The sequence below is a fragment of the Salmonella sp. FC25216 genome, assembly GCF_057751355.1.
In genome coordinates, this window is the sequence record NZ_JBDGON010000003.1 from 287,021 (window position 1) to 310,624 (window position 23,604).

The 23,604-nt window shown below is 53.5% G+C and carries 25 protein-coding genes, 1 tRNA gene and 2 pseudogenes; 18 read left to right on the forward strand and 10 right to left on the reverse strand.

Annotated features, from left to right (window positions below; translation table 11 throughout):
- Window positions 1–17 precede the first annotated feature (17 nt).
- The 5 genes from endA (at window position 18) to ruvX (ending at window position 3,694) form a co-directional block, all read left to right on the forward strand.
- Complete coding sequence (gene endA / locus AC3G3F_RS07595; protein ID WP_023247112.1) at window positions 18–725, forward strand: deoxyribonuclease I; 708 nt, start codon at window positions 18–20, stop codon at window positions 723–725.
- A 75-nt stretch (window positions 726–800) separates the two neighbouring features.
- Window positions 801–1,532, forward strand: coding sequence for a 16S rRNA (uracil(1498)-N(3))-methyltransferase (rsmE, locus tag AC3G3F_RS07600; protein WP_023247111.1), 732 nt, complete (start codon window positions 801–803; stop codon window positions 1,530–1,532).
- Between the two features lie 19 nt (window positions 1,533–1,551).
- Window positions 1,552–2,499, forward strand: coding sequence for a glutathione synthase (gshB, locus tag AC3G3F_RS07605; RefSeq protein WP_053508145.1), 948 nt, complete (start codon window positions 1,552–1,554; stop codon window positions 2,497–2,499).
- A 215-nt stretch (window positions 2,500–2,714) separates the two neighbouring features.
- Entirely contained in the window at window positions 2,715–3,278 is a 564-nt protein-coding gene (locus AC3G3F_RS07610; protein WP_053508147.1) for a YqgE/AlgH family protein, read from the forward strand.
- Entirely contained in the window at window positions 3,278–3,694 is a 417-nt protein-coding gene (gene ruvX, locus AC3G3F_RS07615; RefSeq protein ID WP_023247108.1) for a Holliday junction resolvase RuvX, read from the forward strand. The genes AC3G3F_RS07610 and ruvX overlap by 1 nt, the downstream gene beginning before the upstream one ends.
- 47 nt (window positions 3,695–3,741) lie before the next feature.
- On the opposite strand, the gene AC3G3F_RS07620 is transcribed toward ruvX, so the two are convergent.
- Together AC3G3F_RS07620 and AC3G3F_RS07625 are read right to left on the reverse strand one after the other, a co-directional pair.
- Window positions 3,742–4,428 (reverse strand): IclR family transcriptional regulator, encoded by a 687-nt coding sequence (locus AC3G3F_RS07620; protein ID WP_023247107.1) that lies wholly within the window; start codon window positions 4,426–4,428, stop codon window positions 3,742–3,744.
- Between the two features lie 131 nt (window positions 4,429–4,559).
- A pseudogene (locus tag AC3G3F_RS07625) lies at window positions 4,560–5,540 on the reverse strand (type IV pilus twitching motility protein PilT).
- Between the two features lie 17 nt (window positions 5,541–5,557).
- On the opposite strand from AC3G3F_RS07625, the gene AC3G3F_RS07630 reads away from it, so the two are divergent.
- Genes AC3G3F_RS07630 through hemW form a run of 5 tightly spaced genes read left to right on the forward strand, consistent with a single transcriptional unit; the run spans window position 5,558 to window position 8,864 of the window.
- Window positions 5,558–6,262, forward strand: a complete 705-nt coding sequence (locus AC3G3F_RS07630; protein ID WP_023247105.1) for a YggS family pyridoxal phosphate-dependent enzyme — start codon at window positions 5,558–5,560, stop codon at window positions 6,260–6,262.
- Between the two features lie 18 nt (window positions 6,263–6,280).
- Window positions 6,281–6,847, forward strand: a complete 567-nt coding sequence (locus AC3G3F_RS07635; RefSeq protein ID WP_001094848.1) for a YggT family protein — start codon at window positions 6,281–6,283, stop codon at window positions 6,845–6,847.
- Window positions 6,844–7,134, forward strand: coding sequence for a DUF167 family protein YggU (yggU, locus tag AC3G3F_RS07640; RefSeq protein ID WP_023247104.1), 291 nt, complete (start codon window positions 6,844–6,846; stop codon window positions 7,132–7,134). The genes AC3G3F_RS07635 and yggU overlap by 4 nt, the downstream gene beginning before the upstream one ends.
- Window positions 7,135–7,141: 7 nt before the next feature.
- Complete coding sequence (locus tag AC3G3F_RS07645) at window positions 7,142–7,735, forward strand: XTP/dITP diphosphatase (protein WP_001174766.1); 594 nt, start codon at window positions 7,142–7,144, stop codon at window positions 7,733–7,735.
- Entirely contained in the window at window positions 7,728–8,864 is a 1,137-nt protein-coding gene (gene hemW, locus AC3G3F_RS07650; RefSeq protein WP_088733708.1) for a radical SAM family heme chaperone HemW, read from the forward strand. The genes AC3G3F_RS07645 and hemW overlap by 8 nt, the downstream gene beginning before the upstream one ends.
- Before the next feature lie 115 nt (window positions 8,865–8,979).
- Here hemW and ansB read toward each other — a convergent pair whose 3' ends face one another.
- The 4 genes from ansB to trmB form a co-directional block, all read right to left on the reverse strand.
- Window positions 8,980–10,026 carry an L-asparaginase 2 gene (ansB, locus tag AC3G3F_RS07655; RefSeq protein ID WP_023247102.1) on the reverse strand — a complete coding sequence of 349 codons (1,047 nt, stop codon included), beginning with the start codon at window positions 10,024–10,026 and terminating at the stop codon, window positions 8,980–8,982.
- Between the two features lie 189 nt (window positions 10,027–10,215).
- Window positions 10,216–10,935: a YggN family protein gene (locus tag AC3G3F_RS07660; RefSeq protein ID WP_053508153.1), complete on the reverse strand. Its 720-nt coding sequence runs from the start codon at window positions 10,933–10,935 to the stop codon at window positions 10,216–10,218.
- A gap of 49 nt (window positions 10,936–10,984) precedes the next feature.
- Complete coding sequence (locus tag AC3G3F_RS07665; RefSeq protein ID WP_001107559.1) at window positions 10,985–11,311, reverse strand: YggL family protein; 327 nt, start codon at window positions 11,309–11,311, stop codon at window positions 10,985–10,987.
- Entirely contained in the window at window positions 11,311–12,030 is a 720-nt protein-coding gene (gene trmB / locus AC3G3F_RS07670; RefSeq protein WP_023247100.1) for a tRNA (guanosine(46)-N7)-methyltransferase TrmB, read from the reverse strand. The genes AC3G3F_RS07665 and trmB overlap by 1 nt, the downstream gene beginning before the upstream one ends.
- A 154-nt stretch (window positions 12,031–12,184) precedes the next feature.
- Here trmB and mutY point away from each other — a divergent pair, with 154 nt between their 5' ends.
- The 4 genes from mutY (at window position 12,185) to AC3G3F_RS07690 (ending at window position 16,211) form a co-directional block, all read left to right on the forward strand.
- A complete protein-coding gene (gene mutY, locus AC3G3F_RS07675) occupies window positions 12,185–13,237 on the forward strand; it encodes an A/G-specific adenine glycosylase (protein WP_079796056.1) in 1,053 nt (350 codons plus the stop codon).
- Between the two features lie 27 nt (window positions 13,238–13,264).
- Window positions 13,265–13,540 carry an oxidative damage protection protein gene (locus AC3G3F_RS07680; protein WP_000091706.1) on the forward strand — a complete coding sequence of 92 codons (276 nt, stop codon included), beginning with the start codon at window positions 13,265–13,267 and terminating at the stop codon, window positions 13,538–13,540.
- 112 nt (window positions 13,541–13,652) lie between these two features.
- Entirely contained in the window at window positions 13,653–14,738 is a 1,086-nt protein-coding gene (gene mltC / locus AC3G3F_RS07685; protein WP_044136154.1) for a membrane-bound lytic murein transglycosylase MltC, read from the forward strand.
- A 216-nt stretch (window positions 14,739–14,954) separates the two neighbouring features.
- Window positions 14,955–16,211 carry a nucleoside permease gene (locus AC3G3F_RS07690; protein WP_063390819.1) on the forward strand — a complete coding sequence of 419 codons (1,257 nt, stop codon included), beginning with the start codon at window positions 14,955–14,957 and terminating at the stop codon, window positions 16,209–16,211.
- An 81-nt stretch (window positions 16,212–16,292) separates the two neighbouring features.
- On the opposite strand, the gene AC3G3F_RS07695 is transcribed toward AC3G3F_RS07690, so the two are convergent.
- Window positions 16,293–18,428, reverse strand: coding sequence for an ornithine decarboxylase (locus AC3G3F_RS07695; RefSeq protein WP_488394747.1), 2,136 nt, complete (start codon window positions 18,426–18,428; stop codon window positions 16,293–16,295).
- Window positions 18,429–18,853: 425 nt separating this feature from the next.
- Between AC3G3F_RS07695 and AC3G3F_RS07700 the strand changes: the two genes are divergently transcribed.
- From AC3G3F_RS07700 to AC3G3F_RS07710, 3 genes and pseudogenes are all read left to right on the forward strand, one after another.
- Window positions 18,854–19,561 (forward strand): DUF554 domain-containing protein, encoded by a 708-nt coding sequence (locus AC3G3F_RS07700; RefSeq protein ID WP_023247095.1) that lies wholly within the window; start codon window positions 18,854–18,856, stop codon window positions 19,559–19,561.
- Window positions 19,562–19,666: 105 nt separating this feature from the next.
- A tRNA-Phe gene (locus AC3G3F_RS07705) sits at window positions 19,667–19,742 on the forward strand.
- A 159-nt stretch (window positions 19,743–19,901) separates the two neighbouring features.
- Window positions 19,902–21,161, forward strand: a pseudogene (locus AC3G3F_RS07710) (tyrosine-type recombinase/integrase).
- 17 nt (window positions 21,162–21,178) lie between these two features.
- On the opposite strand, the gene AC3G3F_RS07715 reads toward AC3G3F_RS07710, so the two are convergent.
- A complete protein-coding gene (locus AC3G3F_RS07715; RefSeq protein WP_157719768.1) occupies window positions 21,179–21,349 on the reverse strand; it encodes a hypothetical protein in 171 nt (56 codons plus the stop codon).
- A gap of 293 nt (window positions 21,350–21,642) precedes the next feature.
- Window positions 21,643–22,527 carry an integrase domain-containing protein gene (locus AC3G3F_RS07720; RefSeq protein WP_079817054.1) on the reverse strand — a complete coding sequence of 295 codons (885 nt, stop codon included), beginning with the start codon at window positions 22,525–22,527 and terminating at the stop codon, window positions 21,643–21,645.
- A 642-nt stretch (window positions 22,528–23,169) separates the two neighbouring features.
- On the opposite strand from AC3G3F_RS07720, the gene AC3G3F_RS07725 reads away from it, so the two are divergent.
- Complete coding sequence (locus tag AC3G3F_RS07725) at window positions 23,170–23,349, forward strand: hypothetical protein (RefSeq protein WP_077950812.1); 180 nt, start codon at window positions 23,170–23,172, stop codon at window positions 23,347–23,349.
- 33 nt (window positions 23,350–23,382) lie between these two features.
- Here the strand turns inward: AC3G3F_RS07725 and AC3G3F_RS07730 are convergent, their stop codons facing one another.
- Window positions 23,383–23,604 (reverse strand): helix-turn-helix domain-containing protein, encoded by a 222-nt coding sequence (locus AC3G3F_RS07730; RefSeq protein ID WP_063390984.1) that lies wholly within the window; start codon window positions 23,602–23,604, stop codon window positions 23,383–23,385.

A 23,604-nucleotide genomic window follows, 5' to 3' on the forward strand; every position in this document is an offset into this window, starting at 1 on the left:
TTGCTATGGAGTGTGCGATGTACCGTAATTTTTCTTTTGCCGCTGTGTTGCTGGCAGCGGCGTTTTCAGGCCATGCACTGGCCGACGGCATTACCAGTTTCTCTCAGGCCAAAGCGGCGAGCGTCAAAGTTAATGCCGACGCGCCCGGCAGCTTTTACTGCGGGTGCCAAATCCGCTGGCAGGGTAAAAAAGGCGTCGTAGACCTGGCGTCCTGCGGCTATAAGGTGCGTAAAAACGAGAATCGCGCCAGACGAATTGAGTGGGAGCACGTTGTCCCCGCCTGGCAATTCGGCCATCAGCGCCAGTGCTGGCAGGATGGCGGGCGAAAAAACTGCGCTAAAGACCCGGTCTATCGCAAAATAGAAAGCGATATGCATAACCTGCAACCCGCGATTGGCGAAGTGAACGGCGATCGCGGCAACTTTATGTATAGCCAGTGGAACGGCGGCGAAGGCCAGTACGGGCAGTGCACCATGAAAGTGGATTTTAAAGCAAAAATCGCCGAGCCGCCCGCCCGCACCCGCGGCGCAATCGCCCGCACCTATTTTTATATGCGCGACCAATACCAACTGAAACTTTCCCGTCAACAAACGCAGCTTTTTAACGTCTGGGATAAGCAGTACCCCGTTACCGCCTGGGAGTGCGAACGCGATGCGCGTATCGCGAAGGTGCAGGGCAATCATAATCCCTATGTGCAACGCGCTTGCCAGGCGCAAAAGAGCTAACCTACACTAGCGGGATTCTTGTTAACCCATGCCCTGGATATCCAAACGCCGGGGCCATGACGCGGATTTTTTATTATGCGTATTCCCCGCATTTATCACCCAGAATTGTTAACGTCCGGTACGCAAATTTCGTTATGCGAAGATGCGGCCAACCATATTGGTCGTGTACTGCGCATGGGGCCGGGACAAGCTTTACACTTGTTTGACGGCAGCAATCAGGTCTTCGATGCTGAAATCATTAGCGCCAGTAAGAAAAGCGTTGAAGTGCAAGTGATGAAAGGCGAAATCGACGATCGTGAATCGCCGCTGCATATCCATCTGGGCCAGGTGATGTCGCGCGGTGAAAAAATGGAATTTACTATCCAGAAATCGATCGAACTGGGTGTAAGCCTCATTACGCCACTGTTCTCTGAGCGCTGCGGCGTTAAACTGGACAGTGAACGTCTGAACAAAAAGCGCCAGCAGTGGCAAAAGATCGCCATCGCCGCCTGCGAACAATGCGGGCGTAATCGGGTGCCGGAAATTCGCCCGCCGATGGCGCTGGAAACCTGGTGCGCCGAGCAAGATTCTGGGCTGAAGCTCAATCTTCATCCGCGCGCCCATGCCAGCATCAACACCCTGCCGCTGCCGGTTGAACGTGTCCGACTGCTGATCGGCCCGGAAGGCGGGCTGTCGGCGGACGAAATCGCGATGACCGCGCGCTATCAGTTTACTGATATTCTGTTAGGACCTCGCGTTCTGCGTACTGAGACAACTGCGCTCACCGCCATTACCGCGCTACAGGTGCGTTTTGGCGACTTAGGATGAAGCGTTAACGGAGAAAATAATGATCAAGCTCGGCATCGTGATGGACCCCATCGCAAACATCAACATCAAGAAAGACACCAGTTTCGCTATGCTGCTGGAAGCCCAACGCCGTGGTTATGAACTTCATTATATGGAGATGGCCGACCTGTATCTGATTAACGGCGAAGCGCGCGCCCGCACGCGAATGTTGAGCGTGGAGCAAAACTACGATAAATGGTATGAATTGAATGACGAGCAGGACCTGCCGCTGGCCGATCTGGACGTCATTTTGATGCGCAAAGATCCGCCGTTTGATACCGAGTTTATTTACGCGACCTATATTCTGGAACGCGCCGAAGAGAAAGGCACGCTGATCGTCAACAAACCGCAGAGCCTGCGCGACTGTAATGAAAAACTGTATACCGCCTGGTTTTCCGATCTGACGCCGGAAACTCTGGTAACGCGCAATAAAGCGCAGCTCAAAGCATTTTGGGAAAAGCACGGCGATATCATTATGAAACCGCTGGACGGTATGGGCGGCGCGTCCATTTTCCGCGTTAAGGAAGGCGATCCTAACATGGGCGTTATTGCCGAAACGCTGACCGAGCTGGGCAACCGCTACTGTATGGCGCAAAACTATCTGCCCGCGATCAAAGAGGGCGATAAGCGCGTACTGGTCATCGACGGCGAGCCGGTGCCTTACTGCCTGGCGCGTATTCCGCAGGGTGGCGAAACCCGCGGAAACCTGGCGGCTGGCGGTCGCGGCGAACCCCGTCCGTTGAGCGAAAGCGACTGGGAAATCGCCCGCCGCGTTGGGCCGACGCTTAAAGCCAAAGGGCTTATTTTCGTCGGTCTGGATATTATCGGCGACCGCTTAACGGAAATTAACGTGACCAGCCCAACCTGCGTGCGTGAAATTGAAGCGGAATACCCGATCTCTATCACCGGGATGTTGATGGACGCCATTGAAGCGCGCCTGGCGAAGTAAAACGATTATTGCCCGGTGGCGTGCGCTTACCGGGCCTGCGCAATCACGCAACCCAGATCGGATAAGGCGCGTCAGCGTAGCCATCCGGCAATCTATTGCCCAATAAGGCGCAGCCGCCCTTCGGCAAAAGACGGCTTATATGAGTGACAACCGTCCGCTTTCCCCACATACTGAACGCTGTCGCTTTTTTGAACCAGGAAACAGAACCTCTGACAATGAATTTACAGCATCACTTTCTTATTGCCATGCCTGCGCTCCAGGACCCGATTTTCCGCCGTTCCGTGGTGTATGTTTGCGAGCACAACCAGGACGGCGCTATGGGGATTATTGTTAATAAACCTTTGGAAAACCTGAAAATTGAAGGGATTCTGGAAAAACTGAAAATTACGCCGGAACCGCGCGATCCGGCGATGCGCCTTGATAAAGCCGTGATGCTGGGTGGCCCGCTGGCGGAAGATCGTGGGTTTATTCTGCATACTCCGCCGTCACGTTTCGCATCCAGTATTCGTATCTCAGACAATACCGTGATTACCACCTCCCGCGATGTGCTGGAAACGTTAGGTACGCAACAGCAGCCTTCCGATGTGCTGGTCGCGCTGGGCTACGCCTCCTGGGATAAAGGCCAGCTTGAGCAGGAACTGCTTGATAACGCCTGGCTTACCGCGCCTGCCGATCTCAATATTTTATTCAAAACCCCCATTGCCGAGCGCTGGCGCGAAGCGGCGAAACTTATTGGCATTGATATTCTGACCATGCCTGGCGTTGCGGGGCATGCCTGATGAGCGGCACCTTACTGGCCTTTGACTTCGGCACAAAAAGTATCGGCGTTGCAATAGGACAACGCATTACCGGCACCGCCCGTCCGCTTCCGGCACTCAAAGCACAGGATGGCACGCCTGACTGGACGCTCATTGAACGTTTGCTGAAAGAGTGGCAGCCGGACGAAATTATTGTCGGACTACCGCTCAATATGGATGGCACTGAACAACTGCTGACGGCGCGAGCACGTAAATTCGCCAACCGTATTCATGGGCGTTTCGGGGTAACTGTCACGCTTCACGATGAACGACTCAGCACCGTTGAAGCGCGCTCCGGTCTGTTTGAACAAGGTGGGTATCGCGCCCTGAACAAGGGCAAAGTGGACTCGGCGTCCGCCGTGATTATCCTCGAAAGCTATTTTGAACAGGGGTATTAAAGCCGTTTTTGTCAGCAGGCCGGATAATGCGGTCACGGTTGCCGGGCCTACTGGGCAATAAGCTGGTTTAATGCCTTAAGCGTCTGTAAACGCGCCGCCGCCTCCGCCTCATCAATCCGCCACATTCCCGCAAAGGCCAGCGCTGCGGCGTGTCTGCCCAGCGGTTGCGCCATAGAAACTTCACCGTCAGCGTGATGCCACAGCACGTATCCCCGCTGGCGCTGCTGTGCCACATGCGGCGCCAGATTACGCCACTGCTCCGGAGTAAAGCGCTGCATTAGCGCCTCATCGCTTTCCGCCGCCAGTAACGCCATCCCTGGTACCGACTGCCAGGCCGGATACATGCGAAACCCCGCCAGCGCCTGACTTACCTGCGAACCCGGCGTAGAGTGATAAATATAGATAATCTGGTCTTCCCATAGCACGCCTAACGCTACCACGATGTCTTTGGGCGCATGTCGCTCAAGGATGGGGAACGCATGAGAAAACAGCGCTGAACCGCGAATCGCCTGCGCCGCTAAAGCGTGAATGCCTGGCCCGGGTACATAGCGTCGGTGCTCATCCTGCATCGTGAGTCCAATAGAAGCCATCGTCATTAACAGGCGATTAACGCGCGTGGTATTTATATCCATCAAGCGGGCAAGTTCGCGACATCCGATAGCACGGTCGCTGGAGACCAGATATTGCAGACAGCGAATGCCATCTATCAGGCTTTGATTCGGTTGTGATGACATCGTTAAATGGCTTCGCTGTGGTCTTAACAAAGCTGCGATTTTAACGCCGGTTCGCCAGGATACAAGCCTGCACGCCGTTCTATCCACCGCGCCAGCCAACACTTTACAAAACCAGTACGCAACCATGCTCGCTACAGCCGTCCCTGCGCCTGACGCCATTGCGCGCTCTGGGCGAACGTCATCATCCCCTGCTGCTGCCCGGTTTGTATCACGTGGGCCAACTGATGGAGTTTACCTTCTCGGATCAAATTCCCTGTGGCTGGCGTATTAATCAGTAATTCAAACAACGCCACGCGCCCATCCTGCCTGTCAGGCTCCAGTTTTTGCGATAGTACGGCGCGCAGGCTGCCCGCCAGTTGGCCACGTACCGGTTCTTTTTCCTGCGCCGGAAAACTATCCACCAATCTTTCCACCGCCTGCGCCGCGCCGCGAGTATGCAGGGTTGCCAGTACCAGATGTCCCGTTTCCGCCGCTGTCAGCGCCAGGCGAATGGTTTCGCTGTCACGCAACTCTCCCAGCAAAATGACATCGGGATCTTCACGCAACGCCGCGCGCAGCCCGGCGGCGAAAGTGGCGCAATGCTGGTTGATCTACCGCTGCTGTATCAGGCAACGCTTGCTGGCGTAACGGTACTCAATAGGATCTTCCAGCGTCAGAATATGTTTATCGGCATGTTGATTAAGATACCCCACCATCGCCGCCAGCGTGGTGGATTTCCCGCTGCCAGTGGCGCCAGTGACCAGAATCAGTCCGTTCTCACTGGCAAGCAGTGCTGGTACTATCGGCGGCGTCTGGATTTCCGCCAGATCAGGACAACGCTCGGGCAAGAGCCGTAGCGCCAGCGACGTTCCCTGTTGATGTGTGAACGCACTGGCGCGCAGGCGCCGCGTACCGGCCAGCGAAACGGCGAAATCAAGCTGGCCGTGCGTTCGCCACTGATATTGTTGCGCGTCATTAAGCCAATCAAGCAGAAGCCTGTCGACATCAGGCGCAGTAAAAGGCGCGATCTCCATCCGTCCTTGTTTGCGCCATCGCGCAGGCCAGGCGTTACACAGGTGTAGATCCGAGACGTTATGCTTTACACTAAGCGTCACAATTTCTTCCATATTCATATAAACATCCTCGGAAAATGAACGATATCGCGCATAACCTGGCACACATCCGGGACAAAATCTCCGCCGCAGCGACGCGTTGCGGCCGCTCTTCAGAAGAAGTTACGTTGCTTGCAGTGAGTAAAACCAAACCTGCGAGCGACATCGCAGAAGCCATTGCCGCCGGACAACGGGCATTTGGTGAAAATTATGTACAAGAGGGGGTGGAAAAAATCCGCCACTTTCAGGAAGCGAAAGTGGAAGGCCTGCACTGGCACTTTATTGGCCCTTTACAGTCCAACAAGAGTCGTCTGGTGGCCGAGCATTTCGACTGGTGTCATACCATCGATCGCTTGCGTATCGCCTCGCGTCTGAGCGAACAGCGTCCGGATAATCTGCCGCCGCTAAATGTTCTGATCCAGATTAATATCAGCGATGAAAACAGCAAGTCAGGCATTCCGCTGGCGGAACTGGATGAGCTGGCCGCTGCGGTGGCTGCATTGCCACGTCTGCGGCTTCGCGGACTGATGGCGATCCCGGCGCCAGAGTCAGATTATGTAAGGCAGTTTGAAGTCGCACGTCAAATGGCTGTAGCATTTGCCGGGCTGAAAGCGCGCTACTCTGACGTTGATACCTTATCTCTGGGTATGAGCGACGATATGGAGGCCGCGATTGCGGCAGGTAGCACAATGGTGCGCATCGGCACCGCTATCTTTGGTGCTCGTGATTACACAAAAAATTAAGGAAAACTGAGGAACGCCATGAATACGTTGACCTTCCTGCTCTCAACGGTAATTGAGCTGTATACCATGGTGCTATTATTGCGCGTGTGGATGCAGTGGGCCCGCTGTGACTTTTACAACCCTTTCTCCCAGTTCGTGGTGAAAATTACGCAGCCCATTATCGGACCGCTGCGCCGTATTATCCCGCCAATGGGGCCGATTGACAGCGCTTCCCTACTGGTGGCGTTTATTCTTAGCGTTATTAAGGCGATAGTGCTGTTTAAGGTGATTACGTTTCAGGCGATTATCTGGATCGCCGCGGTGCTTATCTTACTTAAAACAATCGGCCTGCTGATCTTCTGGGTTCTGCTGGTCATGGCCATCATGAGCTGGGTGAGCCAGGGTCGTAGCCCGATTGAATATGTATTGATTCAGCTTGCCGAGCCGCTGCTCAGCCCGATTCGCCGTATACTGCCTGCGATGGGCGGCATCGACTTCTCGCCGATGGTTCTGGTGCTGCTGCTGTATGTCGTTAATATGGGGATCGCTGAAGTCTTACAAGCGACAGGCAACATGTTGCTGCCGGGGTTGTGGATGGCGTTATGAGTGCTGTGACTCGCTACGAAGACGGTCTGGTGTTACGGCTTTATATTCAGCCGAAAGCCAGCCGCGACAGTATAGTGGGCTTACATGGCGACGAGGTGAAAGTCGCCATTACCGCCCCGCCGGTTGACGGTCAGGCAAACAGCCATCTGGTCAAGTTTCTCGGCAAACAGTTCCGCGTGGCGAAAAGTCAGATCGTCATCGAAAAAGGCGAGCTGGGCCGTCACAAACAGGTAAAAATTATTCACCCGCAACAGATCCCGCCGGAAATTGCGGCGTTAACTGAGTAGGTATTCCATGCAAAAAGTTGTTCTCGCGACCGGCAACGCCGGTAAAGTGCGTGAGCTCGCGTCGCTGTTAAGCGATTTTGGGCTTGATGTGGTAGCGCAAACGGAACTGGGCGTCGACTCCGCGGAAGAAACCGGCCTGACGTTTATTGAAAACGCGATTCTCAAAGCGCGTCATGCCGCTAAAATGACCGGTCTGCCCGCCATTGCCGATGACTCCGGTCTGGCCGTTGACGTTTTAGGCGGCGCGCCAGGTATCTATTCCGCGCGCTATTCTGGCGAAGACGCGACAGATCAGCAAAACCTGGAAAAACTGCTGCATACTCTACGGGATGTTCCGGACGACAAACGCCAGGCGCGATTCCATTGTGTGCTGGTTTATCTGCGTCATGCGGAAGATCCCACACCGATAGTCTGTCACGGTAGCTGGCCTGGCGTTATTACTCGCCAGGCGGCCGGAAATGGTGGATTTGGCTATGATCCCATTTTCTTCGTACCGTCTGAAGGCAAAACCGCCGCAGAGCTAACCCGTGAAGAAAAAAGCGCGATTTCCCATCGTGGACAAGCGCTCAAGCTGCTGCTGGATGCGTTACGCAATGGCTAAACTACCGCCGCTCAGTCTTTATATTCATATTCCCTGGTGCGTACAAAAATGTCCGTATTGCGACTTCAATTCCCATGCGTTGAAGGGCGAGGTGCCGCATGACGACTACGTCCAGCATCTGTTAAGCGATCTGGATGCCGACGTCGCCTGGGCGCAAGGACGTGAAATAAAGACCATTTTTATTGGCGGCGGTACGCCAAGCCTGCTTTCCGGGCAGGCGATGCAAACGCTGTTGGACGGCGTGCGTGCGCGCCTGAATCTGGCGGCGGATGCGGAAATTACCATGGAAGCGAACCCTGGCACGGTCGAAGCCGACCGCTTCGTCGACTATCAGCGCGCCGGCGTAAACCGGATCTCCATTGGCGTGCAGAGCTTTAGTGAACCTAAGCTGAAACGTCTTGGCCGTATTCACGGCCCACAAGAGGCGATGCGGGCAGCAATACTGGCAAATGGGCTTGGGCTACGCAGCTTTAACCTGGACTTGATGCATGGATTGCCGGATCAAACGCTGGAAGAGGCGCTGAACGATTTGCGACAAGCGATTGCGCTTAATCCGCCGCATCTCTCATGGTATCAATTGACGATTGAACCCAACACCCTGTTCGGTTCGCGTCCGCCGGTTCTACCGGACGATGACGCTCTGTGGGATATCTTTGACCAGGGCCACCAATTATTAACCGCCGCTGGCTATCAGCAATACGAAACGTCGGCCTATGCCAAACCCGGTTATCAGTGCCAGCATAATCTGAACTACTGGCGCTTTGGCGACTATCTGGGTATTGGCTGCGGCGCCCACGGTAAAGTCACCTTCCCGGACGGCAGGATCTTGCGCACTACCAAAATTCGTCACCCACGCGGTTATATGCAGGGACGTTACCTGGAAAGCCAGCGTAACGTTAGTGATGACGATAAACCCTTTGAGTTCTTTATGAACCGTTTTCGGTTGCTGGAACGCGCGCCTCGCGCCGAGTTTGTCGACTATACCGGGCTTAGCGAAGATATAATTCGTCAACAGATGGATGAGGCTATCACACAAGGTTATCTGACCGAGAGTGAAGATAGCTGGCAGATCACCCGGCACGGTAAGCTATTTTTAAATTCGCTGCTGGAGCTGTTTTTAGCGGAATGATGCCGTAAATGCGCAGGCCGGATAGGACCTTGCGCCCCATCCGGCAAACTACCGGATGGCGCTACGCTTATCAGACCTACAAAATTAGAGTGATAAGCGTAGCCGCCTTTAACGATTAGTACTGATTAAACATCGTTTGGATCTGTTTCGGATCTTTGGTCTGGGTTAACGCCAGTTGCAGTAAAACACGTGCTTTTTGCGGGTTCAGCGTGCCGGAGGCGACAAAGCCGTATTTTGCATCATCTACTTCCGCATCCTGCGTGGTTGCGCCAGTCGGCACACGTGAGGAACGCACCACTACCGTACCGTTATGCGCGGCGGTCGCCAGGGTATCAAAGACCGTTTTATACAGGTTGCCATTACCCACGCCTGCACTCACGATCCCGTCGTAACCTGCATCTACCAACGCTTTTGCTGGCAGATCGGACGCATTCGCATAGTTATAAATGATACCAACTTTCGGCAGCGCGGTCAGCCTGGACACGTCGAATGGGGTGGAGGTGGTATGTTTACGCTCTGGCGTACGCTGGTAGTCAATTTTACCGTTGTGAATATAACCCAGCGGGCCGTAGTTAACCGCTTTAAACGTCGCCACGTCAGTCGTATTGGTCTTAGTGACGTCGCGTCCGTCCATGACGGTATCGTTCATTACCACCAGCACGCCGCGGTTGGCGGACTGTTTATCAGCCGCTGTTACTACCGCATTATAGAGGTTAAACGGACCATCTGCGCTCATTGACGTGGAGGGCCGCATCGCGCCGACCAGTACCACGGGTTTATTGCATTTAACGGTCAGATCGAGGAAATAAGCGGTCTCCTCCATCGTATCAGTGCCGTGGGTGATCACGAAACCGTCGGTACTGTCGCACTCAGTATTGATTTTTTTCGCCAGCGTGAGCCAGACCTCATCGTTCATATCCTGCGAGCCAATGTTAACGACCTGCTCGCCTTTCACTACCGCAATGTCCTTCAGTTGAGGAACGGCATCCACCAGATTTTCGACGCCGACTTTACCTGCCGTATAATTTGATTTTGTTGCTGAATCACCGCCGCCAGCAATCGTTCCGCCGGTCGCTAAGATGGTGATATTCGGTAAAGCGAACGCCGCGCCGCTGAAACCCATTACCAGAGCAGCTAATGCCGTTTTCCTGAAAAACTCCATGTTATATCTCCAGTTATGTCAATTGGTCGCATTATCCCAATATTGCAGACGAATAATGTGACGACATACGATTAACTAGCGATATATATCTGACAGAGAGGATTTTTTAGAGATGGGTAACAAAATACAGGAAAAAACAGAATAAAAAGGCGCAGATGCGATCTACGCCATTGTTTAAAAATGGGAAGATTATTTCAGGCTGCCGACCAGCGCTTTGCGGTTGTCTTCCAGGGTCACCACGCGGCTACAGACATCTTTGCCAAATTGCTGGAAATCTTTCTCCTGGTTTTTCCATTCGTTCTGGATGGCAGTTTGCAAACCACCGAGACTGCCCATCACGCCCTGTAAAGGGTTACCGCCGCCTTTAAGCACCGCTTTGGCGCCCATTTCGTTAATGCTGTCCTGCAAAATACCGCCCATCGTCTGGTTCACCAACTGCTGACCGTCGGCTCGCACCTGGTCGATAGCCTTATAATGGAACGTCAGGCCGTCCGTACGATGTTCGATAATGCGGTTCATTTGCGCTTTTAATTGCGCATCAAGCTTCGTCAGGCGGCTGCGCATGTTACTGCTTTCGCCCACCTCTTTAGCGATGATTTTATCCAGCGCCACGCGGCCTTTTTCGACGCGCGATCGGGCGCCCTCATCAATCCACGGCAGCGCGCTTCGCAGCTCCGCCTGGTAATCTTTCGCCTGCTCGCGCTGCGCGGCGCTAAGGGTGTACTGCTTACCATTGTACATCACATTGCCGTCCGGCGTGATCACCAGGTTGCCGTTTTCACCTTTCACCTGCACCGTTTGTGGACTCAGGATCACATCGTCACGCGGTGTGACGCTGCATTTGTAATCTGCGTGAGCGGCCATCGCCGTAAACGTTAGCACTGTCGCCAGCAGCGTTTTGCGCATCATAACTTTCCCTCAAGACAAAGCGGGTCGGCATATGCCGACCCTGTACTTATTAGTCCCACCAAACGTCGAAAAGTTCGCTGGTACGGACTTCTTCAAGGTTGCGCGCTTCCAGCCACTTACGCACAATCGCCTGATGTTCTTCAGTACATTTACCGATTTCCTGCATACAAATCAGCCCTTCCCAGGCCAGGTAGCCGCTGCCATCAAACGCCAGCTTATTAGGCTCAATAACGTCATTAATAAAGTCATCGACAGTCTTATCGATCTGCTCTTCAGATGTACCTTCCGGAAAACGCCATGCCACCGAAAATCCTAATTCCTGGAATTCGTCAATGTGCATTTTTTTACGCAGACGACGACTACGGTTCTTTGCCATTACTTCACCCTCTCGAACATTAAGTCCCATACGCCATGACCAAGACGATGGCCACGTTGTTCAAATTTCGTTACCGGGCGCGATTCCGGGCGCGGTACATAATCATTGCTCTCTGACAGATTTTTGTACCCGTCGATAGAAGACATTACTTCAAGCATGTGTTCCGCATACGCTTCCCAGTCGGTCGCCATATGGAAAACGCCGCCCAATTTCAGCTTGCTCAATACCAGTTCAGCAAACGGCACCTGAACGATACGGCGTTTATTATGACGCGCTTTATGCCACGGGTCAGGGAAAAAGAGCTGAACCATCGATAAGGAATTGTCAGGAATCATTTTATGCAAAACTTCTACCGCGTCGTGGCACATGACGCGCAGGTTTTCAACGCCCTCTTCATGAGCGGACGCCAGACACGCGCCGACGCCGGGCGAATGCACTTCAATACCGAGGAAATTCTGCTCCTGGCGCGCTTTCGCCATCGCCACGAGAGACGCCCCCATGCCAAAACCAATCTCCAGCGTCACCGGCGCTTCGCGACCAAACAACGTGGCGAAATCTACCGGCGCTTCGCTGAACTCGACGCCCATCACCGGCCAGTAGTTTTCCAGCGCGTGTTCTTGCCCCTTTGTCAGTCGCCCCTGGCGACGAACAAAACTACGAATACGGCGCAGTGGGCGGCCGTTTTCATCAAATTCCGGTGAAATGACGTCGTTTTTCATAAAAGTGTAGTCTGCTGTGTTTGAGTTCTGAAAACGGGCATTATCCAAAGTTAGTTGCCGGATGCAAGCATGAAGCGCACTGCGGAAAGTTCCGGTTTACACCCTGCGGCCTCTGTGCTGCAATCTTGCCCCCGGCAATAATGAATGAGTTTCCATGCAAGCGTCTCAATTTTCAGCCCAGGTTCTGGACTGGTACGACAAATACGGGCGGAAAACGCTGCCCTGGCAAATTAACAAGACGCCTTACAAAGTATGGCTCTCGGAAGTCATGTTGCAACAAACGCAGGTGACGACGGTTATTCCTTACTTTGAGCGATTTATGGCGCGCTTTCCCACGGTGACAGATTTAGCGAATGCGCCGCTGGATGAAGTACTCCATTTGTGGACCGGGCTCGGCTATTACGCCCGCGCGCGTAATTTGCATAAAGCGGCGCAACAGGTGGCGACGCTTCACGGTGGAGAATTCCCGCAAACTTTTGACGAAATCGCCGCGCTCCCCGGCGTCGGGCGTTCAACCGCCGGCGCGATTCTCTCCCTCGCGTTAGGTAAACATTATCCGATTCTTGATGGAAACGTTAAACGTGTGCTGGCTCGCTGTTATGCTGTTAGCGGCTGGCCTGGAAAAAAAGAGGTGGAGAATACGCTGTGGACGTTGAGCGAACAAGTAACGCCCGCAAGTGGCGTGGAGCGTTTTAATCAGGCGATGATGGATCTGGGCGCGATGGTTTGTACGCGTTCAAAGCCAAAGTGCACCCTGTGTCCGCTGCAAAGCGGTTGTATCGCCGCTGCGAATGAAAGCTGGTCACGCTATCCGGGCAAGAAACCGAAACAGACATTACCGGAGCGTACCGGCTACTTTTTACTGCTACAGCATCATCAGGAAATTTTCCTGGCGCAGCGCCCTCCCAGCGGTTTATGGGGCGGATTATACTGCTTCCCGCAGTTTGCCAGTGAAGATGAACTGCGCGAATGGCTGGCGCAACGGCATGTTAACGCTGATAATTTGACCCAGCTTAACGCGTTTCGCCATACATTTAGCCATTTCCATCTGGATATTGTGCCTATGTGGCTTCCCGTGTCGTCACTGGACGCCTGCATGGATGAAGGCGGCGCGCTCTGGTATAACTTAACGCAACCGCCGTCAGTCGGACTGGCGGCGCCCGTGGAGCGCTTGTTACAGCAGTTACGTACCGGAGCGTCAGTTTAACGCCCCGGTCGATAAAGAGGATGACTTATGAGCAGAACGATTTTTTGTACTTACCTGCAACGCGACGCTGAAGGACAGGATTTTCAGCTCTACCCTGGCGAGCTGGGAAAACGTATCTATAACGAGATATCCAAAGACGCGTGGGCGCAGTGGCAGCATAAGCAGACCATGTTGATTAACGAGAAAAAGCTCAACATGATGAACGCCGAGCACCGTAAACTGCTGGAGCAGGAGATGGTGAGCTTTCTGTTCGAAGGGAAAGACGTTCATATCGAAGGTTATACGCCGGAAGATAAAAAATAGGCCCGTTGCCGAATGACGCTGCGCTTATTCGGCCAGTGAACTATGCCGGATAAGCCCCTGGCGCCGCTGTCCGGCAACGTAGCATAACGACAACACAACATGCACTCCCGGAATGATGAAAAAATTACTCGCGCTTGCTGTTATTGCGCCGTTGCTCATCTCCTGTTCCAGTTCGACCAAAAAAGGCGAGACGTATAATGAAGCCTGGGTCAAGGATACCAACGGCTTTGATATTTTGATGGGGCAATTTGCCAACAACATTGAAAATCTGTGGGGATATAAGGAAGTCTTGATCGCGGGGCCGAAAGACTACGTCAAATATACCGACCAGTTCCAGACCCGCAGCCACATCAACTTTGATGATGGGACCATTACCGTTGAAACCATCGCCGGGACGGAACCTACCGCACATCTGCGCCGGGCCATTATTAAAACGTTGCTCATGGGTGACGATCCAACCTCCGTCGATCTTTACTCCGATGTCGATGACATTAAAATTTCCAAAGAACCCTTCCTGTATGGTCAGGTCGTCGACAATACCGGTCAGCCTATTCGCTGGGAAGGCCGCGCCACAACATTCGCGGATTACTTGCTGAAAACGCGGCTCAAAAGCCGCAGTAACGGCCTGCGTATTATTTACAGTATCACCATTAATCTGGTGCCTAACCACCTTGATAAACGCGCGCATAAATACATTGGTATGGTACGCCAGGCCTCCCGTAAATACGGCGTTGACGAGTCGCTGATTCTGGCGATTATGCAAACGGAGTCCTCGTTTAACCCGTATGCGGTCAGCCACGCGGATGCGCTAGGCCTGATGCAGGTGGTGCAACACAGCGCCGGGAAAGATGTGTTCCGTTCTCAGGGTAAATCCGGCACGCCAAGCCGCAACTTCCTGTTTGACCCCGCCAGCAATATCGATACCGGCACAGCGTATCTGGCGATGTTGAATAATGTGTATCTGAGCGGTATCGAGAATCCGACGTCGCGGCGCTATGCGGTCATTACAGCCTACAATGGCGGCGCAGGCAGCGTATTACGCGTATTCTCGAACGATAAGACTCAGGCTGCGAATATGATTAACCGCATGTCACCGGGGGATGTGTACCAGGTATTAACTACCCGACATCCGTCTGCGGAGTCGCGCCGCTATCTGTATAAGGTAAATTCTGCCCAGCGATCGTATCGCCGCCGATAAACCATCGCCTCCCGCCTCTGGCTGGTCACATAACAGGGGCGGGACAGGCGAAAAGTGTTAACTACGTCACTCTTTCGCTTTGCAATCAGAAATTGTTTGCAAATATTTGTCACAGGTAACAAAAAAAGCCCTCCTCATTGATAGAATTACACCAAATCACAACGGCAAATGTGCCTTTTAAAACACCCATCCGCTCTCAGGTGTGAGGAAATTAACATGAATCTTAAGCTGCAGCTTAAAATACTCTCTTTTCTGCAGTTCTGTCTGTGGGGAAGCTGGCTCACTACCCTGGGCTCGTATATGTTCGTCACCTTAAAATTTGACGGTGCATCTATTGGCGCAGTTTATAGTTCACTGGGGATTGCCGCCGTCTTTATGCCGACCTTGTTAGGGATTGTGGCTGACAAATGGCTGAGCGCGAAATGGGTCTATGCCCTGTGCCATATCGTCGGCGCCATCACGCTGTTTATGGCCGCGGAAGTCACTACGCCAGGGGCGATGTTCTTTGTGATCCTGCTTAACTCGTTGGCCTATATGCCGACGTTGGGCTTGATCAACACGATATCGTATTACCGCCTGCAATCTGCCGGCATGGATATTGTGACTGACTTCCCGCCTATCCGCATCTGGGGCACCATTGGCTTTATTCTGGCGATGTGGGGCGTGAGTTTCTCCGGTTTCGAGCTGAGCCATATGCAGCTTTATATCGGCGCGACGCTTTCCGTTCTGCTGGTACTGTTTACCTTTACCCTGCCGCACATTCCGGTGGCGAACCAACAGAAAAACCAGAGCTGGACATCGATGCTGGGCCTTGACGCTTTTGCGCTATTTAAAAATAAGCGGATGGCGATTTTCTTCATCTTCTCCATGATGCTGGGCGCGGAACTCCAGATCACCAACATGTTTGGCAACACCTTCCTGCATAGCTTTGATAAAGATCCGCTGTTCGCCAGCAGCTTTATCGTGCAGCACGCCTCGGTGATGATGTCGATTTCGCAGATTTCTGAAACGTTATTCATCCTGACCATTCCGTTCTTCCTGAGTCGTTATGGTATTAAGAACGTTATGCTTATCAGTATCGTGGCGTGGATGCTGCGTTTCGGCCTGTTCGCTTATGGCGACCCAACGCCGTTCGGTACCGTCCTGCTGGTACTGTCGATGATCGTGTACGGCTGCGCCTTCGATTTCTTCAACATTTCTGGCTCGGTGTTTGTCGAAAAAGAAGTACGCCCGGAAATCCGCGCCAGCGCGCAGGGGATGTTCCTGATGATGACCAACGGCTTCGGCTGTATCCTGGGCGGCATTGTGAGCGGTAAAGTGGTGGAGTATTACACTCAAAACGGCATTACCGACTGGCAGACCGTGTGGCTCATCTTCGCGGGCTACTCGTTGGTGCTGGCCTTCGCGTTCGTAGCCTTGTTCAAATATAAACATGTTCGCGTTCCGGCGGGTTCTCAATCCGTCGCGCATTAATAGTTGCCCGATTTCGCAGGCCGGATAAGACGCGAAAGCGTCTTATCCGGCATTAACGCCTTATCTGGCCTGCAGGCAACGTTATTTTAAAACATACCCGTACAACCGTTTAATTCCATCGGTATCGGTCTCGCTGTACACTCCCTGCAATTCCGGCGAAAAACCGGGCAACAAATTGATGCCCTCTTCCAGCGCCAGAAAATAACGCTGCGCCGCGCCGCCCCAAATCTCCCCCGGCACCACGCATAGTACGCCCGGCGGATATGGTAATGCCCCCTCGGCAGCAATACGCCCATCCGCCTCACTGAGGCGCACCAGTTCTACATCGCCGCGAATAAAGGCGCTGTTGGCATCCTGTGGGTTCATCGCCACATGCGGCAGGCTTTCTTTGCGGAACATCGCCTTTTGCAGATCCTTAACGTCGAAGCTAACGTACAGGTTGTGCATCTCCTGACATAGCTCACGCAGGGTGTAATCGCGGTAACGCACCGGGTATTTCTGAAAAACCGTCGGCAATACATCCGCAAGCGGCGTATCGTCTTCAATGTGTCGTTCAAATTGTGCCAGCATCGCGACTAGCCGCGCCAGTTTCTCTGCGCTCTCGGCAGGCGTCAGCAAGAATAGAATCGAGTTGAGATCGCACTTCTCAGGCACAATACCGTTCTCACGCAAATAGTGGGCAAGAATGGTCGCCGGGATGCCGAATTCGGTGTATCGCCCGCTATCGGCATAAATACCTGGCGTGGTCAGTAACAGTTTACAGGGGTCGACAAAATACTGGTCATCCGCGTAGCCTTCAAAGCCATGCCATTTCGCCCCAGGTTCAAAACTGAAGAAACGACGATCGCTGGCAATGCTCTCCGTCGGATATGCCTGCCACGGCTTGCCGTCAACCTCCAGTGGAATAAAGGGCTGAAGCAGTTTGCAACGGGCGAGGATGGCTTTACGCGCGTCAATGCCCAGTGCAACGCTCTCCGCCCACAGGCGGCGACCGCTCTCCCCTTCGTGGATTTTGGCATTGATATCCAACGCCGCAAACAGCGGATAGAACGGGCTGGTTGAGGCGTGCAACATGAAGGCGTTGTTCAGGCGTTTGTGCGGGCAAAAACGCGCCTGGCCGCGAATATGGTTATCTTTTTTGTGGATCTGCGAGGTTTGTGAGAACCCCGCCTGTTGCTTATGTACCGATTGGGTCACAAAGATCCCTGGGTCGTTTTCATTGAGCTCCAGCAGCAACGGCGAGGTATCCGCCATCATATTGATAAACTGCTCATAGCCTACCCACGCGGAGTCAAACAGGATGTAATCGCAGAGATGCCCGATTTTATCCACCACCTGACGGGCGTTGTAAATGGTACCGTCATAGGTACCAAGCTGAATGATTGCCAGGCGGAACGGACGCGGCGCATCGGCTCTTTCCGGCACCACGTCACGAATCTGGTCACGCAGGTACGTTTCATCAAAACAGTGCGCATCAATACCGCCAATAAAACCAAACGGGTTGCGCGCCGCTTCAAGATAGACCGGCGTCGCCCCAGCCTGAATCAGAGCGCCGTGGTGGTTGGATTTGTGATTATTACGATCAAACAGCACCAGATCGCCGCGCGTTAGCAGAGCGTTGGTGACCACTTTATTCGCTGCCGAAGTCCCATTTAGCACAAAGTAGGTTTTATCCGCATTAAACACTTTTGCCGCAAATTTCTGCGCGTGTTTAGCAGAACCTTCGTGTATTAGCAGATCGCCAAGTTTCACATCGGCGTTACACATATCCGCACGAAACAGGTTTTCACCAAAAAAGTCATAAAAGTGACGGCCTGCGGGATGTTTTCTAAAAAATTCGCCATGCTGGTGCCCCGGACAAGCAAAGGTGCTGTTACCCATGTCGACATACTGGGTCAGGGTGTCATAAAAGGGAGGCAGAAGCTCCGCTTCGTAGCGACAGGCAGCGTTTTCCAGCTCCAGCCATTCCTGCGCGTTACCGCCTATTACCGCCGTAACGCCGGCAGGCGCACTGACGAGTTCATCCGTAAGCATAAACACCGGCAGGTGAAAACCAGTGCGTTTAAGCAACGCCAGAATGCCGCTATGGCTGTCGGCAGCGGTAATGACGACTGCGGCCACATCGGTAAAGTCGGTACTGTCCAGCGCCACCACGTTTCGGTGGGTGGAGAGTCGGGAGATGAGTTCACCGCTGGCGGCAATATTCATTGATTTCATAAGCGCAAATACCCGTTTCGGGAGTAGAGTAACCCCGGACAAGGCCCGATGCCTTGCCCAACGAGATGCCGGGTCAAACTGGATACCAGCTCCGACCGCCAGACATCAGTAAAAACAGACTGTTTCTGATTTTACTGTTGTCCTGCAGTGAGCGTGCGCTGCCCTCACCGCATAGCGGGGACGACAAAAAAAAGGAAAGAAAGGGGCAAACCTCGCGCAGTCAGGCGACAGTGAAGACAATATAAAGGCGCTATGTTCATCCCGGCGAGCCCCATGCTGGCAGGAGAAATTTCGCGCAATCATGGCACCTTTCACCAGACGGCGCAAGGTAAAATCAGCGCTCCACACGTCACAGATAATCAAGCTATCAACAGCTTAATCGCGCGATAATAGGGCAATTTAAAAAATAAATAACAGGAGTTAGTGTGGTAATTGGACCTTTTATTAACGCTGGCGCAATTTTATTCGGCGGCGTTTTTGGCGCGCTGTTAAGTCAGCGTCTGCCAGAACGGATCCGCGTCTCAATGACGTCTATTTTTGGCCTGTGTTCTCTGGGAATTGGTATTCTGCTGGTGATGAAGTGCGCTAATCTTCCGGTGATGGTGCTGGCGACACTGGTCGGCGCGCTTATCGGCGAGTTTTGTTTGCTGGAAAAAGGCATTAATGGCGCAGTCGCGAAAATCCAACAATTATTTATGGCATCGGGTAAGAAACCGACACATGAGTCATTTATTCAAAGTTATGTCGCTATCATTGTACTGTTTTGCGCCAGCGGCACCGGTATTTTCGGCGCAATGCATGAAGGGATGACCGGCGACCCGAACATTTTGATCGCTAAATCTTTTCTGGATTTTTTCACCGCCATGATTTTCGCCTGTTCGCTTGGCATCGCCGTTTCGGCGATTTGCGCACCGATGTTGATTATCCAGTTAACGCTTGCCGCCTGCGCCACCCTCATTCTTCCGCTGACCACGCCGGCAATGATGGGCGACTTTAGCGCAGTGGGCGGACTGCTGCTGGTGGCAACCGGCTTGCGTGTATGCGGGATCAAAATGTTTCCGGTGGTGAATATGCTCCCGGCTCTGTTGCTGGCAATGCCGATTTCCGCCGCATGGGCGGCATTTTTTGCCTGACGCGGCGTGCAATAACAACAAAGTGGTGATAGATTGTGCAGTCTGCGTTGATTTGAAGAAATTTCGTTGACGAAGCGAGGCGATTACGGTTTAATGCGCCTCGTTGCCCGGATAGCTCAGTCGGTAGAGCAGGGGATTGAAAATCCCCGTGTCCTTGGTTCGATTCCGAGTCCGGGCACCACCTTTCGTTTTTTATGCTTCCTTATAAATCCCTGTGTGTATGTAATTCAATAAGTTAGCATAAAAATCTTTCCTGATACATTTTGGTTTATCTCTGTGTATCCGGAAAATTGTGGGTCAGATTGAGGGTTCATTCAGTTCGATGAACGGAGAGGCCCTCATGTTGACTGACAGTAAAATCCGCGCCGCGAACCCCCTCGCAAAATCCTACAAACTCACCGATGCACAAGGTCTGTATCTGACGGTATCCGCCAGCGGCTCTAAGCTGTGGTATTTCCGCTATCGTTTTGAAGGTAAGGAAAACCGTCTGGCCTTCGGCCCCTATCCGCAGGTTACGCTGGCAGAAGCCCGAGAAAAGCGCGATGCGGCGCGTAAGCTGTTGGTATCCGGTGTTTGCCCTTCCCTGCCCCGTAAGGCGGAGAAAGCCGCCGTTGACGGTACGCGCACCTTTCAGTACATCGCCACCGCATGGCACACCAGTTGCCTGAAACTCTGGTCTGCTGACCACGCCGATAAAATCCTCACCTGCCTGAAACGCTACGTCTTCCCTGATATTGGCACAATGGACATTGCAGAGGTTGAAACCCGCCATCTGGCGCAGCTTGTTAAATCCATCGACGATAAAGGCGTTCATGACGTTGCCGGTCGGGTGCGTCAGCATCTGACCAAAATCATGCGTCATGCGGTGCAGCAGGGGATTATCAAATATAATCCGGCTTACGATCTGGATGGCGTCGTGACCCCGGTTGTGACCCAACACCATCCCGCCCTGCCCCTGAAACGCCTGCCGGAGCTGCTGGACAAGATTAAAGGCTACAAAGGGCGGGAACTGCCCCCTCTGGCGCTGGAGTTGAATCTGCACGTCTTTCTGCGTTCCAGTGAGTTACGCCTCGCCCGCTGGGATGAGTTCAACCTGAAAGCCCGTATCTAGACGGTACCTGCACAGCGGGAAGCGGTTAAAGGTGTGAGATTTTCATCGCGTGGCGCAAAGATGAAAGATGAGCATCTGGTGCCGCTGTCTGCACAGGCTGTCGCCCTGCTGGAGCAGATAAAGGAAATTACCGGAGAGTCCGTTTTCGTCTTTGCCGGTGCGCACTCAATGAACAAGCCGATGAGTGAAAACACCATCAACAAGGCGCTGCGAGTGATTGGCTACGACACCAAAACTGAGGTTTGCGGTCACGGCTTCCGCACGATGGCCTGTAGCGCCCTGAATGAATCCGCACTGTGGTCTAAGGATGCCATCGAGCGCCAGATGAGCCACAAGGAGCGAAACGGCGTGCGGGCGGCGTATGTGCATAAGGCGGAGCATCTGGAAGCCCGTATGGAAATGATGCAGTGGTGGTCGGATTATCTCGACGTGAGCCGCGAGGGGTACGTTGCGCCGTACATTTATGCGCGGCGGCATAAGGCAGCCTGAGCCAGTAGCAGCGTAATTTATTGAGAATGGAAAAGCGGTTTCCGGTTGTCCGGGAACTGCTTTTTTGCATTTAAAGATTTTATCTGCACCAGTTCATTATCATCGCTTACCTGCACCAATCCGCCGTCGCCTGTCGGTGTCAGGATTATGCCAGATACCACCGGATAAATACCGAACTGTGCCAGCATCAGCCTTTTAAGCCCTTTGGCCCTTTCCGGTCTGGCGCTGTTACCCTTAGCCGCCCTTTACCTTTATCTGGCCTTTTCCCTTTTGCTGGCGCAATCCCCAGAAAAAATACCGTAACATTGCCCCAGAATCCTGTTAATAGGCTATACCGTTCGTAAGTACCGTTATTAAGAGGAAACCGTACAAAAACCGATTAATACCCCCAGGATTAATAGGAAACTACCCAAAATTATTTGAGGCAAATAATTTTGCCCGAAAACCGATGGATAACTCGCTCTTTTCAAGGCAACGCCTATCAGCCAGTATCCTTTCGCCCGTAAACCTGCGCCACATACCGCCCGCGCCCGTCGCCGTGACCCAAATCCATCGCCGTCATTGCCAGCACTTCCTTCTCACAAAATCCCTGCGCCAGATAATGACGGATCGCATCCTGCGCCCACGCATAGCGCAACGAGTGCGGGGAATATGTGCCAGTTAACCCGAGACGTGACGCCTGACTGTGCCAGTACTTCATCGCACTTTTCAGATCCAGCTTATCTATCAACCTGCCGTGGCGATCTTCAGCCACGGTCAGCGCATTATCCAGCGCTTTTCTGACAGCGCCAGTATCAAGAATAATCGTCTCGCGGGGCCGCCTGCCTTCGGTACCGAACACCACGGTTAACCGGGGATCGCCGCGTTCCAGCGCCTGCCGCCACGTTTTCAGCGACTGTACGCTCTGCACCGCCTCCTGCGAACGTAATCCCATCAGCCTTGAGAACTCCAGCGCAGCCGCCATCCCCGGATCTTTTACGCGGGCCATCTCCAGCACGTCGCGATAGTGCTCCGGCGTGATAACCAGCTTTGTACCGTTACGGGATGCGCCAGACAGACCAAGAGAACGTTTGTTCAGCCGCTCACTCTGCGCCAGCCTGTCACGCCCGGCCTGTTTCAGAATGCAGCGCACCGCCGCCATCTCGTTTTGCAGGGAACGCTTCGTGATGCCCTGCGCCAGCCGTTCACGGACATAGCCTTCAATATGCCGCGCCTTAAGCTGCTCCACCCGGCGGATCTGCACATTCTGTGCCAGTACCAGACGTTCACAAAACCGCTGCGCCAGCTTAATGCGGTCGTGAACGGTCTTATGGCTACCGCCTGCCTGCTGCGCCAGTCGCTTCATTTCCTGTTCCAGTATTCCCATATTTTCCCCTTTTCATGATTGCTGCAAACTCATCCCAAAAACCCAAAACTTATACCGCTTTCCCCGGCGCACAGGCCAGTAGCCCCTGTTTTTTGTCGGGGCTGCGAACGATACCTGAGCGCCGGGGCGGCAGCCGTTGAGGTGTGGTGGGGCTTCGGTTGTGCTCTCAGAGCAGCCGCCCGCTTGTGCGGGTTATCCCCCGGATCGTCCAGATCCGCCTCGGTATCGGTTCATGTTCTCCTTATGGGTAAAATGGCCTGAAAAGGCAGTGTCAGAATCCAGCAATGGGCCTGTTCAGTTGAGTTTTCTGGTGCAGGTCGAAAGGGCTGCGTGCGTCACTTTCCCGCTCTGCGCGGTTAAAGTGACGCACTGGACTGGCGCAGTGTTTTTAAAATCGCAGGCTGGTGCAGTTTTACGGCCACGCGGCAGCAAAGCCTTGCGGCAATGCAGGCCGCAACCCGTAAAAGTTAAGCGTACTGACCGTCAGCAAGTGCAGACTAACCGGAATGATTCCGGCGTAGTGGAAGCCCTGACCAGTGAACTGGCGCAGTTAAGGGAGGAATTGCCTGTAAAGTTCAGCCTCTGCCGCAGTGTTATGCGACCCGGCATTTTTGCAGAGGTCCTGCCGGTAAGGCGACCATCTTGATTCATCAGGCGCTTCTTTCAGGTCATGAAGCGTTGGGCGCTGTCGACGACAGCATGGAGCAGGAGGGAGACTACGCCAGTGCCGCTGGCGCAGAAAGGAAAAACTGTTTTTGCATCAAAAAGGTTATTTGCGAACCTGAACTGCCGCGCTTCGCTTGTCTTCTCCCGATCTTCTGACAGCAAAGCCATCAGAAGATCGGGAGCGATGATTTAGCAATTTTCAGGCTTACGGTAACGGGAAGGCCAGATTTGCTCTGGCGCAGTACCCAACGCTTCGGCGATCAGCCTTTCGCCTTTGGGCCAGTGCCTTATCAGTGCGTTTGCCAGCGTGGCGGACGCCAACCCTGAGTTGCGGGAAACGGCAGAAAGCGACGTTCCGCGCTTTTTCAGCGCCGCAATAATGTCAGCGGAATGCCAGTCTGGTTGCACCAT